The following is a 15,015-nucleotide window of genomic DNA, read 5'->3' on the forward strand; positions in this document are numbered from 1 at the left end:
GCCGCCCAGCGGGCCGCCGCCGGACCGTCGGCCCCGCCCGTGCCCGCGTCCGTGCCCGCGTCCGCGTCCGTGCCCGCTCCTGCCGGGCGGCCGCCGCTGATGCTGATCCTGGCCGCCGGGGTGGCCGCGCTGGAAGGGCTCGCGGTGGCCGGCTGGGGGATCACCATGTTCTTCACCGGCGGCGGCAAGGCGGTGCTGGCCGGGCTGCTGGTGCTGGTGCTGGCCGCGCTCCCGCTGGGCGCCGCCTACGGTCTGCGCCGGGCCCGCCGCTGGAGCCGCGGGCCCGCGCTGATCATGCAGCTGATCTCGCTGCCCATCGCCTGGACGATGCTGCACAGCGACGGCGCGGTGATCGCGGGCGGCGCCGTCCTCGGTGTGCTGGCCCTGACCGGCCTGGTCCTGCTCGTGCACCCCGCCACCGCCGAGGCCCTCGGCCTCACCGACGGCACCGCTTCCTGACCGTGCCCGCGAGGCCGCCCGCGAGACCGCCTGTCCTTGCGGGCGAGCCGGCGCGGTGCGAGCGGGAGGCCGGCTGGCCTACTCCTCGATCAGCAGCTTGTCGCGGAGCTGGGCCAGGGTGCGGGCCAGCAGCCGGGAGACGTGCATCTGGGAGATGCCGACCTCCTGGGCGATCTGCGACTGCGTCATGTTGCCGAAGAAGCGGAGCAGCAGAATCGTCTTCTCCCGGGGCGGCAACTGCTCCAGCAGCGGCTTGAGCGACTCGCGGTACTCCACGCCCTCCAGCGCCTCGTCCTCCGAGCCGAGCGTGTCGGCCACCGCCGGGGACTCGTCGTCGGTGTCCGGGACGTCCAAGGACAGGGTGCTGTAGGCGTTGGCGGATTCCAGCCCCTCCAGCACCTCCTCCTCGGAGATCTTCAGGTGCTCGGCCAGCTCGTGGACGGTCGGCGCCCGGCCGTGCCGCTGCGAGAGCTCACCGGTGGCGGTGGTCAGGGCCAGCCGCAGTTCCTGGAGCCGGCGCGGCACCCGTACCGCCCAGCCCTTGTCCCTGAAGTGACGTTTGATCTCACCGACCACCGTCGGCGTCGCGTAGGTGGAGAACTCCACGCCGCGGTCGACGTCGAAACGGTCCACCGACTTGATCAGGCCGATGGTGGCGACCTGCGTCAGGTCGTCCAGCGGCTCGCCGCGGTTGCGGAACCGCCGGGCCAGGTGCTCGACGAGCGGCAGGTGCATCCGGACCAGCTGGTTGCGCAGCTCGGCGCGCTCCGGCGAGCCGTCGGGCAGCTTGCTCAGCTCGACGAACAGCGCGCGGGCACCCGAGCGGTCGTGCGGGTCGTGGTGCTCCTGGGCCTCTTCCGGCTCCGGGGCTTCGGCGGCCTCGGCGGCCTCGGCCGATTCCGGCGCGTCGGCGGCCTCGGCCGGCTCGGGGGATTCGGGTGACCCGGTCGGCTCGGCTGGTCCCGGTGCCTGCGCCCGCTCCGGGGCGGGCGCGATTGCGCCCGCTTCCGGTGCCTGTCGGGCCTCGGCGTCCTGGAGCGGCGCCGCCTGCTCGTGCTGATCCATCGGGTCCGCCTGCTCCGCCGCGTCCATCGCTTCCATCCGGGCCCTTCCACGGACCTGTGCACCGGGCCGGGCGCCACTGCCCGGCTCGGGATGCGGCCGGGCCGCATTCCGCCGGCCGGCCGGGCCCGGCCCGCCCGGGGCGGGCTGCTGGGCGGGTACGCCCGCACGGCCGCGTGCCGCGGGCAGGTCGTGCTCCGCGGGCGGTCCGGGGGTCTCTGCTGGCGTCACGACAGCGCCCTCACGACAGTCCTGGTACGGCGCCGCGCTTCTTGTGCAGGCTGATGCTGACCGTCCGGTCCTCGGCGACGGTGGAGTCCACCTCGCCGGCCAGGGCGGACAGCACCGTCCAGGCGAAGGTGTCCCGCTCCGGCGCGCGGCCGTCGGTGGTGGGCGCCGAGACGGTCACCCACAGCGAGTCCCCGACCAGCCGGAAGACACAGCTCAGCACAGAACCGGGGACGGCCTGCTGCAACAGGATCGCGCACGCCTCGTCAACGGCGATGCGCAGGTCCTCGATCTCGTCGAGGGTGAAGTCCAGTCGTGCCGCGAGTCCGGCCGTGGCCGTCCGCAGCACCGACAGATACGCCCCCGCAGCGGGCAGCCGGACCTCGACGAAGTCCTTCGACCCGGGCTCGCCTGCGATCTGGGACACCCTCACCTCCAAGGTGGCACACAGTGATTGCTCTGGTTCGCAGTGACGCTATCGCGATCCGTATGTCGATGTCGCCCGGACGGAGCACGGACGTCACCGCGCCGGTCACCCATGGTAAACGTACGAGTACGCAGCGTGGGTGGTGGTCCGAGGTGCCAATTCATAGGCGAATTCGCCCGGTTACGGATCACGCCCCCAAGGCTACGGGTCATTGGCGCCGCGTGCGTCCGGCCCGCTCATCCGTTGCACAACCATTGCGTCGCCGGTACCGGACCGCAGCTCAGCCGGTGATGACGGCGGCGACCCGGGTGCCGGACGGGAAGGCGCCCTCGGCCGCGAGGGTGAACACGCCGTGCAGCATCTTGGCGACGTAGACCGGTTCCGGGGCGAGTCCGTGGCGGACCGCGAAATCCGCGGCGAAGGCGTCCAGCTCCGGCGTGGCGCGGGCGTAACCCCCGTGGTGGAAGCGGTTGTCGACCCGCCAGCGCCCGCGGGTGTCCCCGAAGGCCGCCTGCTGGAGCCGGCGCACCTCGCGGTCGAGGAAGTCGCCGCGCAGCACCGCGAAGCCGATCGCCTCGGCGCCGTCCGGCAGGCCCGCGGCGAGCCCGGCCAGCGTGCCGCCGGTCCCGCAGGCCACCGCCACCACGTCGGCGCGGTCGCCGATCTCCCGGCCCAGGTCCGTACAGCCGCGCGCCGCAAGGGCGTTGGAGCCGCCCTCCGGCAGTACGTAGGCCGGCCCGTGCCGCGCCAGCAGCCCGGCCAGCACGGCCGGCTCGGCACTGCGGCGGTAGGTGGCCCGGTCCAGGAAGTCCAGCCGCATCCCGTCGGCGGCGGCCCGGGCCAGCGACGCGTTGAGCGGGCGGTCCGCCAGTTCGTCCCCGCGCACCACCCCGACCGTCCGGAAGCCGTACAGCCGCCCGGCCGCCGCCGTCGCCCGCAGGTGGTTCGACCAGGCGCCGCCGAAGGTCAGCAGCGTCCGGTGGCCGCCGTCGCGCGCCGCCGCCAGATTCAGCCGCAGCTTTCGGTACTTGTTCCCGGTCAGCTCCGGATGGATCAGATCGTCCCGCTTGAGCAGCAGCCGGACCCCGCACCGCGCCAGCCGCTCGTCCGCCAGCTCGGTCAGCGGGGACGGCAGCGACAGCTCCGGCGGTTCGATCACGCTCCCCATTGTCGCCCGGTTGGCGGCGGGCGGTGTCACCCGTCCGGGTGGCAGCCGGGGCGCCGGAGGCGGCGGCGGGCGATCGGCGGGCGATCGGCGACCGGGGAGGGCAATCGGCCGCCCGCGGTCCCCGGCGCCCGATCGGCAGGGCATTCTTCTTCCGTGCAGGAATCCGAGCAGGAAGACGCCCCCGGGGCCGCCGGGTCCGGATCTGGGACCGGCCGCGCGGCCGGCGACGCGGGCCGGTCGGGCGACGCGCTCACCGCGACCGTGCGCGGGCTGCTGCCCTCGCTCACGCCGGCCGCCGCGCGGATCGCCTCCCTGATCGTCGAGGACCCCGCGCGGGTGGCCCGCAGCACGATCTCGGAGCTGAGCGCGCTGGCCGGTACCAGCGAGTCGTCCATCGTGCGGACCGCGCGGGCGCTCGGCTTCAGCGGCTATCCGGAGCTGCGGCTGGCGCTGGCCGCGTCGGCGGCGCGGCAGGCCCCGCGCTCCACGCTCACCTCGGGGATCACACCGGAGGACTCGGCCGCCGAGGTGATCGCCAAGCTGGTGCACACCGAGTCGCAGGCGGTGCTGGAGACGGCCACGCAGCTGGACCCGGAGCAGTTGGCCGGCGCGGTGGCGGCGGTCTGCGGCGGCGGCCAGTTGCACATCGCCGGGGTCGGAGCGTCCGGGCTGGTCGCCCAGGACCTGCAGCAGAAGCTGGCCCGGATCGGCAGGCCGTGCCACGCGCACGGCGACTCCCAGTCCGCGCTGACCAGCGCGGTGCTGCTGGGGGCGGGCGATGTGTTCCTGGCGGTGTCGCACTCGGGGGAGAGCCGCGATGTGCTGGAGCCGCTGCGGCGCGCCTCGGCCGGCGGCGCCGGCACGGTGGTGATCACCAATCACCCGCTGTCGACCGCGGCCGGGCTGGCCGACTTCGTGCTGGTGTCGGCGGGCCGGGAGACGACGTTCCGGCCGGGGGCGATGGCCAGCCGGATCAGCCAGCTGGTGGTGGTGGACTGCTTGTTCGTGTGCGTGGCGCAGCGGACGTTCGACACCTCCAGCCGGGCGCTACGGGTGACCCACGCGGCGCTGGAGGGCGACCGCATCGGCTGAGGGATCGCAGCGGGCCAGGAGTCCCCCTCGGGCCGCGCCGAACCGGCGGGGCCCGAGGGGGACCGCGTCCCGGGCTAGGCCGTGTCTGACAAATAGCGCCGTCCGCCCGCAGGGCGGGGCCCCGCGGCGTCTGGTGCGTGCGATCGCAAGGCGGAGGGTCGTCCTCGTAGTGGGCTACTCGGACGACCCCGACAACGCAGCGAGCGCGCGTGCCAGGCGTCGCGGGGCAGGCGGGATTTGTCAGACACGGCCTAGCCGGCCGGGACGACGTCCACGTCGGCGGCGTCGACGAAGGCCATCCGGTGGTTGTAGACGATCTCGTACACCTTGGTCTGCCCCACGAAGTCGTGCTGGTCGTAGGGGGCCGAGCCGTCGTAGTAGATGGCGAAGTAGGAGTCGGTGTTCACCGCCGGACCTGACTCGACGTAGGACTGGCCGGCCGGGATCGTGTACTTGGCGCGGGCCAGTTGGGGGCGCGGGGCGGTGCCGCCCTCGAAGGCGACGAAGTCCGCGGGGTAGACGGAGGACTCCGGGTAGGCCGTGGTGTAGACCGGGATCGAGGTGCGGCCCGGCTTGGGGACGATCCGGGCGGCCTTCACCGGGACGGTCGCCGGGTGGCGGGCGGAGTCCTGGAACCATGCCTGCCGGCCGCCGAACCAGATCGCGGTCCACCCCGGTTGCCGCGCCGCGACGACGTACTGCTCACCGGTGGGCGCCTTGTCGCCCCAGTCGTTCATCGCGGTGGTGCCGGCGCCGGTCGGGTGCAGATAGGGATCGGCCACCAGCGGGGCGGTGGTGCTGGGAGCGGTGTACAGCGGGACGAAGCTGGACGGGGCGTCGGCGGAGGTCACCGGGCAGTCGAAGCTCTGGTAAGGGCCGGGGAACTGCTTGTAGCCCTGCACGTCGTCGCAGTACGTGGTGGTCTGCGGGTTCGCCGCGAAGCCCGGCTTGATCGCGACGACGTCGCTGCCCTGCTTGGCGGTCGCGTGGATCGGCGCGCCCAGCAGGTCGAAGAAGTGCTCCCAGTCCCAGCCGGGCCCGGGGTCCCAGTGCTGGGTGGCGACACCGCTCTCGCTGCTGCCGGGGACGTTGTCGTGGCCGAGGATGTGGGCCCGGTCCAGCGGGATGTCGTACTTGGCGGCCAGGTACTTCACCAGCGCGGCCGTCGAGCGGTAGAGCGGCTCGCTGAACCAGGTGGCGCCGTGGGTGGCCCAGGCCTCCTGCTCGATGCCGATGGAGTGCTGGTAGAAGGAGCGGTTGGCGCTGTCCCAGGCGATGTCCTTGGTGGGGGTCAGCTGGGTGACCTGCCCGTCCTGGGAGCGGACGACGTAGTGGGCGCCGGCCGCGTAGGTCGGGTCGCGGAACAGGTCGAGCGTGCCGTCGTAGGTCTCGTCGGTGCTGTGCAGCGTGATGTAGCGGATCTGCAGGTCGTTGGGGCGGTCGGCCAGGTCGTGGCTGCCGTAGTCCGCCAGGTTCGACGGGTCCAGCAGGGTGTACGCGGCCGGTATGAAGTCGCAGCCCAGCGACTTGGGGCACTCCGGCTTCTGGGTGCCCTGCGGCGGGGTGACCTCGGTCAGGCCGAGCTTGCGGACGTCGCCCCGGTCCGGGTGCAGGCCGGCCAGCGGGGCCAGCGTGATCTGCTGGCCGTCCTGCGTGGTGCGGGCCGCGCCGGCCCGCAGGGTGCTCCACACCTCGTCGGCGAAGACCTGCGCCACCTTGTCCTCGGTGGCCTGGCTGTAGCGGGCGGCCGCGGCGTACCAGCCGTCGACCGTCCGCGGCAGCCGGCCGTGGCCGTAGCCCCTGGCGTAGGAGGCCAGCAGGGCCGCGCCGCCGCGGATGTTCTGCGTCTCGTCGGAGGTGACGGCAGCGGTGCCGGTGCCGAGCAGGCCGGCCGCCGCGGCCGCGGTGTGCTCGGCGGGGGCCTTGAGCAGGTCGGCGTAGCGCGGGGACTGGGTGGTCAGGCCGTCCGCGTCGAGTTCCGCGGTGGTGAGGTCGGTGAGGTTCATCGGGCCGTAGCCGGCCTGGGCGTTCTCCTGCCCGGCGTGCGCCTCCCAGCGGGACTCGTTGTACGACACCGCTTCGAGGACCGGCAGCGGAACGCCGAACTCCTGGGCCGCCGCGCTGAATTCGGCCTGCCGGGTGGCTGACGGGTCGGTGGCGCCGGCGGTGCCGGAGACGGCGGTGACGGACAGTCCGGCCAGCAGCGACAGGGCCGCTGCCACGGTCAACGCCCTGCGGCGGGTGGGGTGTCTGAGCGGGTGGTGCATCCAGGCTCCTCGCGGTGCGGGTGTGGCGGCATGGTGAGAAGTGCTGAAGGCAGCTTTCCGAGGGTGTGTGGCAGTCAGCAACCTCTGGGACGTAAATCCTGGAACTTTTTGCCAGCGGGCCGGGAGGAGCCGGAAATCCGCGGCCGGGCGCGGCGTTTCGCGGCTGGCGTTGACGTGCGCGTCAAGGTCTACCGTCGAAGACATGCGCATCGGTGAGCTCGCGGACCGGGCCGGGACCACCACCCGGGCCCTCCGCTACTACGAGTCCCTCGGCCTGCTGCCGCCGGCCGACCGCGCCGGCAACGGCTACCGCGACTACGGCGAGCAGCATCTGCGGCTGCTCCGGCAGATCCGCACCCTCCAGGACTTCGGCTTCGGCCTGGAGGAGACCAGGCCCTTCGTGGACTGCCTGCGGGCCGGGCACCCGGCGGGCGACACCTGCGAGGCGTCGCTGGCCGTCTACCGCCGCAAGCTGGCCGAACTGGACGCGTGCGTCGAGCGGTTGCGGGAGGTGCGGGACCAGGTGGCGGCCCAGCTGGCGCTCGCGGAGGAAGCCGCGGCGGGCGCCGGCGAGCCGATGTGCGAACTGGCCGTCACCACGGCCCAGTCACCCGACGAAGGGACACACCCATGACGACCACCGCACCTCCGCCCGTGACCGCGGTGACCGACGAGACCTTCGCGGCCGACGTGCTGGCCTGCGACCTGCCCGTCCTGGTCGACTTCACCGCCTCCTGGTGCCCGCCCTGCCGGATGATCGCCCCGGTGCTGGCCGAGATCGCCGCCGAGCAGTCCGATCGGCTGCGCGTGGTCCAGCTCGACGTCGACAGCAACCCGGTCACCCAGGCGGCCTACGGCGTGCTGTCGATGCCCACCCTGCTGCTCTTCCGGGGCGGCGTGCCGGTCAAGGTGCTGGTGGGCGCCCGGCCCAAGCGGCGCCTGCTGCAGGAACTGGCCGACGAACTCTGACCGCGTTCGCGCTTCACTCGTTCGGGTGGGGCAAATGCAGGCGCCCGGCCCGTCGGGAGGACGGGCCGGGCGCCTGCGGAGACCTGGAGTGCGTCAGGCCTTCTTGGTCTCCCAGAAGATCTTGTCGATCTGGGCGATCAGGTCCAGGGCCTTCTGGCCGGTCGCCGGGTCGTTGGAGGCCTTCGCTGCGCTCAGGGCCTTCAGCGTGTCGTTGACCAGCTGGTGGAGCTGGGGGTACTTCTCGAAGTGCGGAGGCTTGAAGTAGTCGCTCCACAGCACCGAGACGTGGTGCTTGGCGAGTTCGGCGCGCTGCTCCTTGATCAGGATCACGCGGGTGCGGAAGTCCGCGTCCTCGTTCGCCTGGTACTTCTCCTGGACCGCCTTGACGGACTCGGCCTCGATGCGGGCTTGGGCCGGGTCGTAGACACCGCAGGGCAGGTCGCAGTGGGCGCTGACCTTGACCTTCGGCGCGAACAGGCGAGTGAACATGGCTGTCCTTCCTCGTGATCGTCTTTCAGGTGGGACATTACTCCCTGGAGTACGCGTTTTCTCGGGTGCCCCAGGTGGCTTGGGACAAAAGTCTGATGCCACTCTTGGGGGCGGTGGAGAAACGAACCAGGAGGCGGAGGATGCGGGAGCAGGGGGCCAGGCTGTCGTGGCAGCTGGTCGAGGTCACTGGTCCGTCGATGGCGCCCACGCTGCTGAACGGGGACTGGCTGCTGATCCAGAAGATCAGCAGCGGCGCCGAGCTGGTACGCGAGGGGGACGTGGTGGTGCTGCGGCACCCACTGCAACAGGATCTGCTGATCGTCAAACGCGCCGTGGAGCGGCGCGAGGGCGGCTGGTGGGTGATGGGTGACAACGCGTTCGTGGAGAACGACAGCCGGGAGTTCGGCGCCGTGCCGGACGAGCTGGTGCTGGCCAGGGCCCGGGCGCGGTTCCGGCCGCCCCGGGAGGTTCAGCGCTCGGTGGCCGGTGCGGGCTCGTGGGCCAGCTGGGCGGCGTCCTGCGTCAGACCGCTGCGGGCCGACCGCTCGTTCTCCAGGCGTTTGCGGGCCCGGTAGGCCGCGACGTTGGCGCGGGTGGCACAGCGGTCGGAACAGTAACGGCGTGAACGGTTTGTCGATGTGTCGACGTAGGCGTTCCGGCACGGCATCGCCTGGCAGATGCCCAGCCGGTCCACGCCCAGCGTGGTGAGCTGCACCGCGAGCCCCATGCAGGCGCTCGCCGAGTAGCCCGCACCGGCGTTCGCCGCCTGCTCGGCGAGGTGCATGTGCCAGTCGGGGCGGCCGGTGTCCTCGTTGAGGAAGTTGTGCCCGGAGATCTGCGGACTGACCGGGAACTCCAGCATCAGCTGGTTCAGCAGGTCGACCGCCCGGACCTCGTCACCCTCGTCCGCCGCCTCGAAGACCCCGCGCAGCCGGGTCCGTACCGCGCGCAGCCGCGGGACGTCGGCGTCGACCGCCTTGGTCGCCTGGGCGCCGGAGCCGAACAGCTCCCGCACCGCCTCCACCGAGGTCAGCGCGTCGGTGCCGCGCAAGGGGGCTTCGGTGTTGACCAGGCGCACGGCGTAATCCGCGTAGTAAGCCAGTTCCACTTGGGGTCCTCACGGCGTACGGTCCAGTCTCGGTAATGGCCGAACCTGGTACCAGGGTATTACGGATCAGAGGTGCGCGCGGGGCACGGGCGGCCGGCCCGTACCCCGCCTCGGCGGATGCGGGGCGCATTCCCCGGCGAGGGATCACAGCACCTTGGACAGGAACGACTTCGTCCGGTCGTGCTGCGGGTTGCCCAGCACATCGCGCGGATGGCCCGACTCCACCACCGCCCCGTCGTCCATGAAGACCAGCGCGTCGCCCACCTCGCGGGCGAAGCCCATCTCGTGGGTGACCACGATCATCGTCATGCCGTCCTCGGCGAGCCCGCGCATCACGTCCAGCACATCGCCGACCAGCTCCGGGTCGAGCGCCGAGGTCGGCTCGTCGAAGAGCATCAGCTTGGGCTCCATCGCCAGCGCCCGGGCGATCGCCACCCGCTGCTGCTGGCCGCCGGACAGCTGCGCCGGGTAGTTGCCGGCCTTGTCGGACAGGCCCACCCGGTCCAGCAGCGCGGTGGCCCGCTCCCGGGCCACGGCCTTGCTCTCCCGCTTGACCTGGACCGGGCCCTCCATGATGTTCTCGATCGCGGTCATGTGCGGGAACAGGTTGAACCGCTGGAAGACCATGCCGATGTCCCGCCGCTTGGCGGCCACCTCACGGTCCTTCAGCTCGTACAGCTTGTCGCCGCGCTGCCGGTAGCCGATCAGCTCGCCGTCCACCCACAGCCGCCCGGCGTTGATCTGCTCCAGGTGGTTGACGCAGCGCAGGAAAGTGGACTTGCCGGAGCCGGACGGCCCGATCAGGCAGAACACCTCGCGCGGCGCCACCTCCAGGTCGATGCCCTTGAGGATGTGCGCGGTGCCGAAGGACTTGTGCACGCCCTCGGCCTTCACCATCGGCCGGCCGCCGGCGGTCGCGCCGCCCGCCAGGTCGCTCATCGGACTGCTCATCGGACGGCCACCTTCGGTCGGCGCAGGGTGGACAGGTTCGCCCGGACCTTCTGCCACGGGGTCAGCGGCAGCGAGCGCAGCGAACCGCGGGCGTAGCGGCGCTCCAGATAGAACTGGCCGACGCTGAACACGCTGGTCAGCACCAGGTACCAGATCGAGGCGACGAAGTACATCTCCATCACCGCGGTGGTGGAGTTGCCGATGTCCGACGTCGCCCGCAGCAGCTCGGTGTACTGCACCACCGAGACCAGCGAGGAGGTCTTGAGCATGTTGATGAACTCGTTGCCGGTCGGCGGGATGATCACCCGCATCGCCTGCGGCAGCACGATCCGGCCCATGGTCCGCGCGCCGGTCATCCCGAGCGCGTGCGCCGCCTCGGTCTGGCCCTCGTCCACCGACTGGATGCCGGCCCGGACGATCTCCGCCATGTAGGCGCCCTCGTTGAGCCCCAGGCCCAGCAGGGCCACCAGGAACGGGGTCATCACCGCGACGGTGTCGTTCTTGTAGATCGGCCCGAGGTTGATCACCGGGAAGATCAGCGAGAGGTTGAACCACATCAGCAGCTGGACGTAGACCGGGGTGCCGCGGAAGAACCAGATGTACAGCCACGCCACACCGCCGGTGACCGGGTTCTTCGACAGCCGCATCACGGCGAAGACCACACCCAGCACCAGGCCGAGCGCCATCGAGCAGACCGAGATCACGATGGTGTGCCAGATGCCCTTGACCACCGTCGGGTCGAACAGCTTGTCGCCGACCGTGTTCCACAGGATGTCGCCCTGCGAGAAGGCGTAGGCCAGCCAGGCCAGCAGGACGACGACGACCACCGCCGCGACCCAGCGGCCGTAGTGGCGCACCGGGATGGCGCGGATGGCCTCGTACGGCGTGTCCGTCGCGGTCCCGGCGGCCGGGGGCCCGGCCGGCGGCGTGCCGGCGGGCCCCTGCTCGAAGTCTGCGGTGGTCACGTCACGAGCCGCCGTTGATCGCGGACTGCTGGATGGCGCCGCTGGTCGAGTTCCACTTCTGCAGCACCTTGGCGTAGCTGCCGTCGGCGATGATCGCGTCCACGGCCTCCTTCAGCGCGTCGCGCAGCTGCGTGTTGCTCTTGTCCAGGGCGATACCGAACGGGCCCGCGTCGGCCGGACCGCCGGCCACCTCGAAGTCGTTGCCGTTGCCGGACTTCTGCGCGATGTAGGCGGCCACCGGCGTGTCGTTGAGGTCGGCGACCGCGCCGCCGGCCCGGACCCGGGTCTGCGCCTCGGCGTCGGTGTCGAAGGACTGGATGGTCAGTCCCTTGGCACCGCAGGCCTTCTTCTGCGTCTTGAACGCGTCCTCGTAGATGGTGCCGCGCTGCACCGCCACCGTCTGGCCGCAGACGTCGCCCAGTGCCTTGATGCCCTTCGGGTTGCCCTTCTTGACCAGCAGCGAGGAGCCGGAGTTGTAGTAGTCGACGAAGTCGACGCCCTTGCCGGTCTTCTTGCCGCTGTCGTCCAGGCCCTGCTGGCGGTCCTTGGTGTCGCTCATCGCCGACATCACGATGTCCGAGCGACCGGTGTACAGCGAGGTGATCAGCCCGTCGAAGGTGCCGTTGGTGAAGACGAACTTCACCCCGAGCTGGGCGGACAGCGCGTTGGCGATGTCGGGGTCGATGCCGACGATCTGTCCGTTCTCGGTCTGCTCCATCGGCGCGTACGAGGCGTCGGTGCCGACCTTGATCACACCTGAGTCCTGGAACTTCTTGGGCAGCTTGGCGAACAGCGGGGCGCCGGCCTTGGTGGCGGAGGCTCCGCCGGCCGACGAACTGGCGCCGGGGGAATCGTCCTTCTTGGTCTGGTCGCCACACCCGGTGAGTACCAGGGTGCCGGCGACCGCGATGGCGGCGACCGCGGTGAGACGTGTCAGGGCGGCCGAACGCCTGGTGGTACATGCGGTCATCGCTGTGTCCTCCTGCGAGACGGGGTCTTACCTGCAGGGCGGCGAACGGCACGCGCCATCGAGTACCGCAACCCTGTGTGATCTGTGCATCTTGCCATCCGGACAGCACCAGGCAGTGTGCTCGTTGTGTCAAAATCGGATAACGGGCCATCCCCGGGCGCCCATCGCGCCGGCACACCAAGGCCGGACCGGTGGGGGCCGTGCCGATCAGACGGGTAGCCGTCAGCGGAAGAGCAATCCGGTAGAACGGTGCCTCCGCCCCTCATCAGGGGCCCACGGCGTGCGTGCGGCACGCCTGGTGTCCGAATGTCGCCACGCCCACTCCCATCTGGCGGTACGGACGCCGAGCCCACCTCTGCCCGCGGTCCGGGTGGAGCACTTTCCCTCAACTTTCGACAAAGGGGCCAAACAGTGGCTACGGAAATCGTCAATCCCCGATCCGGTCCGGGCGCCGACAGCGGTTCCGGCCCGGGAGGCGATGCGGTTACGGCTACGGACACCGGTGCGTTTCCGCTCGACCCGGTCTTCGCCCTGCACCGGGGCGGCAAGATGGAGATCGCCGCGACCGTGCCGGTGCGCGACGCCGACGACCTGTCACTCGCCTACACGCCCGGGGTCGCCGAGGTCTGCACGGCGATCGCCGAGACGCCCGAACTCGTGCACGACTACACCTGGAAGTCCCAGGTCGTCGCGGTCGTCACCGACGGCACCGCGGTGCTGGGACTCGGCGACATCGGGCCCGAGGCGTCGCTGCCGGTGATGGAGGGCAAGGCGATCCTGTTCAAGCAGTTCGGCGGGGTGGACGCGGTGCCGATCGCGCTGGCCTGCACCGGCGTCGACGAGATCGTGGAGACCGTGGTCCGGCTGGCCCCGTCGTTCGGCGGCGTCAACCTGGAGGACATCTCCGCCCCCCGCTGCTTCGAGATCGAGAAGCAGCTCAAGGAGCGGCTGGACATCCCGGTCTTCCACGACGACCAGCACGGCACGGCGGTGGTCACCCTGGCGGCGCTGCGCAACGCCTGCACCCTGACCGGGCGCACCCTCGGCGAACTGCGGGCGGTCATCTCCGGTGCCGGCGCGGCCGGCGTCGCGATCGCCCGGATCCTGGTCGAGGCGGGCATCGGCGATGTCGCCGTCACCGACCGCAAGGGCGTGGTCCACGACCGCCGCGAGGACCTGAACCCGGTCAAGCGGGAGCTGGCCTCGTATACGAACAAGGCCGGCCTGACCGGCTCGCTGGAGTCGGCGCTGGCCGGCGCGGACGTCTTCATCGGCGTGTCCGGCGGCACCGTCGCCGAAGCGGCCGTGGCCGCGATGGCCCCGGGCGCCTTCATCTTCGCCATGGCCAACCCCACCCCGGAGATCCACCCCGAGGTGGCCCACAAGTACGCCGCCGTGGTCGCCACCGGCCGCAGCGACTTCCCCAACCAGATCAACAACGTGCTGGCCTTCCCCGGCATCTTCGCCGGCGCCCTCCAGGTCCGCGCCTCCGCGATCACCGAGGGCATGAAACTCGCCGCCGCCGAGGCCCTCGCGGCCGTCGTGGCCGGCGAACTCTCCCCGACCTGCGTCATCCCGTCCCCCTTCGACCCCCGCGTCGCCCCCGCCGTCACCGCGGCGGTGGCCGCCGCGGCCCGGGCGGAGGGGGTGGCGCGGCGCTGAGTTCTCCGCCGGGGCCGCTCGTGCCCCGGTCGCGTGCCGGTCACTTGTCGGTGGCGTGTCGGTGGCGGGTCTCCTCCCGGCGGGGGCGCGCCACCGTCGCGATCGTGCGGGGCGGGTCACAGGGCCGGGGTGTTCCCCAGCGGTGGGCCGGGATCGTAGGGTCGGCGGCATGTTTGCCGTGTATGCCGCGCGTATCGATGCCGGAGAGCCGCTGGGCGGGCTCGCGTTGGGGGAGCGGCCGGGGCCGCGGGAGCGGGAGGGGTGGACGCGGGTCACGGTGAAGGCCGCGTCGCTGAACCACCACGACCTGTGGTCGCGTCAGGGGGGTGGGGCTGGCCGAGGAGAGCCTGCCGATGATCCTCGGCTGCGACGCGGCCGGGGTGGACGAGGACGGCAACGAGGTGGTGCTGCACTCGGTGATTGGGGAGACCGGGCACGGGGTGGGGCCCAAGGAGCGGCGGTCGCTGCTCACCGAGCGGTATCAGGGGACCTTCGCCGAACAGGTGGCCGTCCCGACCTGGAACGTGCTGCCCAAGCCGAAGGAGCTGTCCTTCGAGGAGGCGGCCTGCCTGCCGACCGCGTGGCTGACCGCCTACCGGATGCTGTTCACCAACGCGGGGGTGCGCCCCGGCGACGCGGTGCTCGTACAGGGCGCGGGCGGCGGCGTCGCCACGGCCGCGATCGTGCTGGGCCGGGCGGCCGGGCTGCGGGTGTACGCGACCAGCCGGGACGCCGGCAAGCGGCAGCGCGCGGCCGAACTCGGCGCGCACGAGGTGTTCGAGCCGGGCGCCCGGCTGCCGGAGCGGGTGGACGCGGTGATCGAGACCGTCGGGGCGGCCACCTGGTCGCACTCCGTCAAGTCCCTCCGGCCGGGCGGCACGCTGGTCATCTCGGGCGCCACCAGCGGCCCGAACCCGGCGGCCACCGAGCTGAACCGGATCTTCTTCCTGGAGCTGAAGGTGGTCGGCTCCACCATGGGCAGCAAGGACGAGCTGCAGGACCTGCTCTCCTTCTGCGCGCTGACCGGGGTACGGCCGGTGATCGACTCGGTGCTGCCGATGGACCGGGCCCGCGAGGGGTTCGAACACCTCGCCGCTGGCGAGGTGTTCGGGAAGATCGTGCTGACCCTCTGAGCCCTTGGCGTTGTGAGCCCCTGACGTTCCGGGCCCCGGCCCTCCGGGCGCCCCCGGGCTTCAGT

Annotated in this window: 15 protein-coding genes and 1 pseudogene; 7 read left to right on the forward strand and 9 right to left on the reverse strand. The window is 71.8% G+C overall.

Annotated features, from left to right (window positions below; translation table 11 throughout):
* The coding region (locus tag GA0115240_RS27430) for a hypothetical protein (RefSeq protein ID WP_346267986.1) at positions 1-459 on the forward strand (459 nt) is incomplete at its 5' end.
* 78 nt (positions 460-537) lie between these two features.
* Here GA0115240_RS27430 and GA0115240_RS27435 read toward each other — a convergent pair.
* The 3 genes from GA0115240_RS27435 to GA0115240_RS27445 form a co-directional block, all read right to left on the reverse strand.
* Positions 538-1,560 carry an RNA polymerase sigma factor SigF gene (locus GA0115240_RS27435; protein WP_237555247.1) on the reverse strand — a complete coding sequence of 341 codons (1,023 nt, stop codon included), beginning with the start codon at positions 1,558-1,560 and terminating at the stop codon, positions 538-540.
* 202 nt (positions 1,561-1,762) lie between these two features.
* Positions 1,763-2,176, reverse strand: a complete 414-nt coding sequence (locus GA0115240_RS27440) for an anti-sigma regulatory factor (RefSeq protein ID WP_093740726.1) — start codon at positions 2,174-2,176, stop codon at positions 1,763-1,765.
* Positions 2,177-2,456: 280 nt separating this feature from the next.
* The gene (locus tag GA0115240_RS27445; RefSeq protein ID WP_093740728.1) at positions 2,457-3,344 is read right to left on the reverse strand and encodes a 1-aminocyclopropane-1-carboxylate deaminase/D-cysteine desulfhydrase; all 888 of its coding nucleotides are present in this window, start codon (positions 3,342-3,344) and stop codon (positions 2,457-2,459) included.
* Between the two features lie 153 nt (positions 3,345-3,497).
* Here GA0115240_RS27445 and GA0115240_RS27450 point away from each other — a divergent pair, with 153 nt between their 5' ends.
* The gene (locus GA0115240_RS27450) at positions 3,498-4,436 is read left to right on the forward strand and encodes a MurR/RpiR family transcriptional regulator (protein ID WP_256070009.1); all 939 of its coding nucleotides are present in this window, start codon (positions 3,498-3,500) and stop codon (positions 4,434-4,436) included.
* A 251-nt stretch (positions 4,437-4,687) separates the two neighbouring features.
* Here GA0115240_RS27450 and GA0115240_RS27455 read toward each other — a convergent pair whose 3' ends face one another.
* Positions 4,688-6,703 carry an N-acetylmuramoyl-L-alanine amidase gene (locus GA0115240_RS27455; protein ID WP_141708983.1) on the reverse strand — a complete coding sequence of 672 codons (2,016 nt, stop codon included), beginning with the start codon at positions 6,701-6,703 and terminating at the stop codon, positions 4,688-4,690.
* Positions 6,704-6,905: 202 nt separating this feature from the next.
* Here GA0115240_RS27455 and GA0115240_RS27460 point away from each other — a divergent pair, with 202 nt between their 5' ends.
* Both GA0115240_RS27460 and trxA read left to right on the forward strand, forming a co-directional pair.
* Positions 6,906-7,337: a MerR family transcriptional regulator gene (locus tag GA0115240_RS27460; RefSeq protein ID WP_093740754.1), complete on the forward strand. Its 432-nt coding sequence runs from the start codon at positions 6,906-6,908 to the stop codon at positions 7,335-7,337.
* Entirely contained in the window at positions 7,334-7,672 is a 339-nt protein-coding gene (gene trxA, locus GA0115240_RS27465; RefSeq protein ID WP_093740732.1) for a thioredoxin, read from the forward strand. Before GA0115240_RS27460 ends, trxA begins: the two co-directional genes overlap by 4 nt.
* Positions 7,673-7,765: 93 nt before the next feature.
* Here the strand turns inward: trxA and sodN are convergent, their stop codons facing one another.
* On the reverse strand, positions 7,766-8,161 hold the full coding sequence (sodN, locus tag GA0115240_RS27470) for a superoxide dismutase, Ni (protein WP_093740734.1): 396 nt from the start codon (positions 8,159-8,161) through the stop codon (positions 7,766-7,768).
* 140 nt (positions 8,162-8,301) lie between these two features.
* Here sodN and sodX point away from each other — a divergent pair, with 140 nt between their 5' ends.
* A complete protein-coding gene (gene sodX, locus GA0115240_RS27475) occupies positions 8,302-8,736 on the forward strand; it encodes a nickel-type superoxide dismutase maturation protease (RefSeq protein ID WP_093740736.1) in 435 nt (144 codons plus the stop codon).
* Here sodX and GA0115240_RS27480 read toward each other — a convergent pair.
* From GA0115240_RS27480 to GA0115240_RS27495, 4 genes are all read right to left on the reverse strand, one after another.
* Positions 8,631-9,269, reverse strand: coding sequence for a CGNR zinc finger domain-containing protein (locus GA0115240_RS27480; protein ID WP_093740738.1), 639 nt, complete (start codon positions 9,267-9,269; stop codon positions 8,631-8,633). The genes sodX and GA0115240_RS27480 overlap by 106 nt on opposite strands.
* Positions 9,270-9,413: 144 nt before the next feature.
* Positions 9,414-10,220 (reverse strand): amino acid ABC transporter ATP-binding protein, encoded by an 807-nt coding sequence (locus GA0115240_RS27485; protein WP_093740740.1) that lies wholly within the window; start codon positions 10,218-10,220, stop codon positions 9,414-9,416.
* On the reverse strand, positions 10,217-11,185 hold the full coding sequence (locus tag GA0115240_RS27490; RefSeq protein WP_093740742.1) for an amino acid ABC transporter permease: 969 nt from the start codon (positions 11,183-11,185) through the stop codon (positions 10,217-10,219). Before GA0115240_RS27490 ends, GA0115240_RS27485 begins: the two co-directional genes overlap by 4 nt.
* 1 nt (position 11,186) lies before the next feature.
* Positions 11,187-12,155: an ABC transporter substrate-binding protein gene (locus GA0115240_RS27495; RefSeq protein WP_093740744.1), complete on the reverse strand. Its 969-nt coding sequence runs from the start codon at positions 12,153-12,155 to the stop codon at positions 11,187-11,189.
* Between the two features lie 411 nt (positions 12,156-12,566).
* On the opposite strand from GA0115240_RS27495, the gene GA0115240_RS27500 reads away from it, so the two are divergent.
* Both GA0115240_RS27500 and GA0115240_RS27505 read left to right on the forward strand, forming a co-directional pair.
* On the forward strand, positions 12,567-13,817 hold the full coding sequence (locus GA0115240_RS27500) for an NAD(P)-dependent malic enzyme (RefSeq protein ID WP_305112973.1): 1,251 nt from the start codon (positions 12,567-12,569) through the stop codon (positions 13,815-13,817).
* Positions 13,818-13,986: 169 nt separating this feature from the next.
* Positions 13,987-14,950, forward strand: a pseudogene (locus GA0115240_RS27505) (zinc-binding dehydrogenase).
* Positions 14,951-15,015 lie beyond the last annotated feature (65 nt).

The organism is Streptomyces sp. DvalAA-14 (assembly GCF_900091855.1).
Taxonomy (GTDB): domain Bacteria; phylum Actinomycetota; class Actinomycetes; order Streptomycetales; family Streptomycetaceae; genus Actinacidiphila.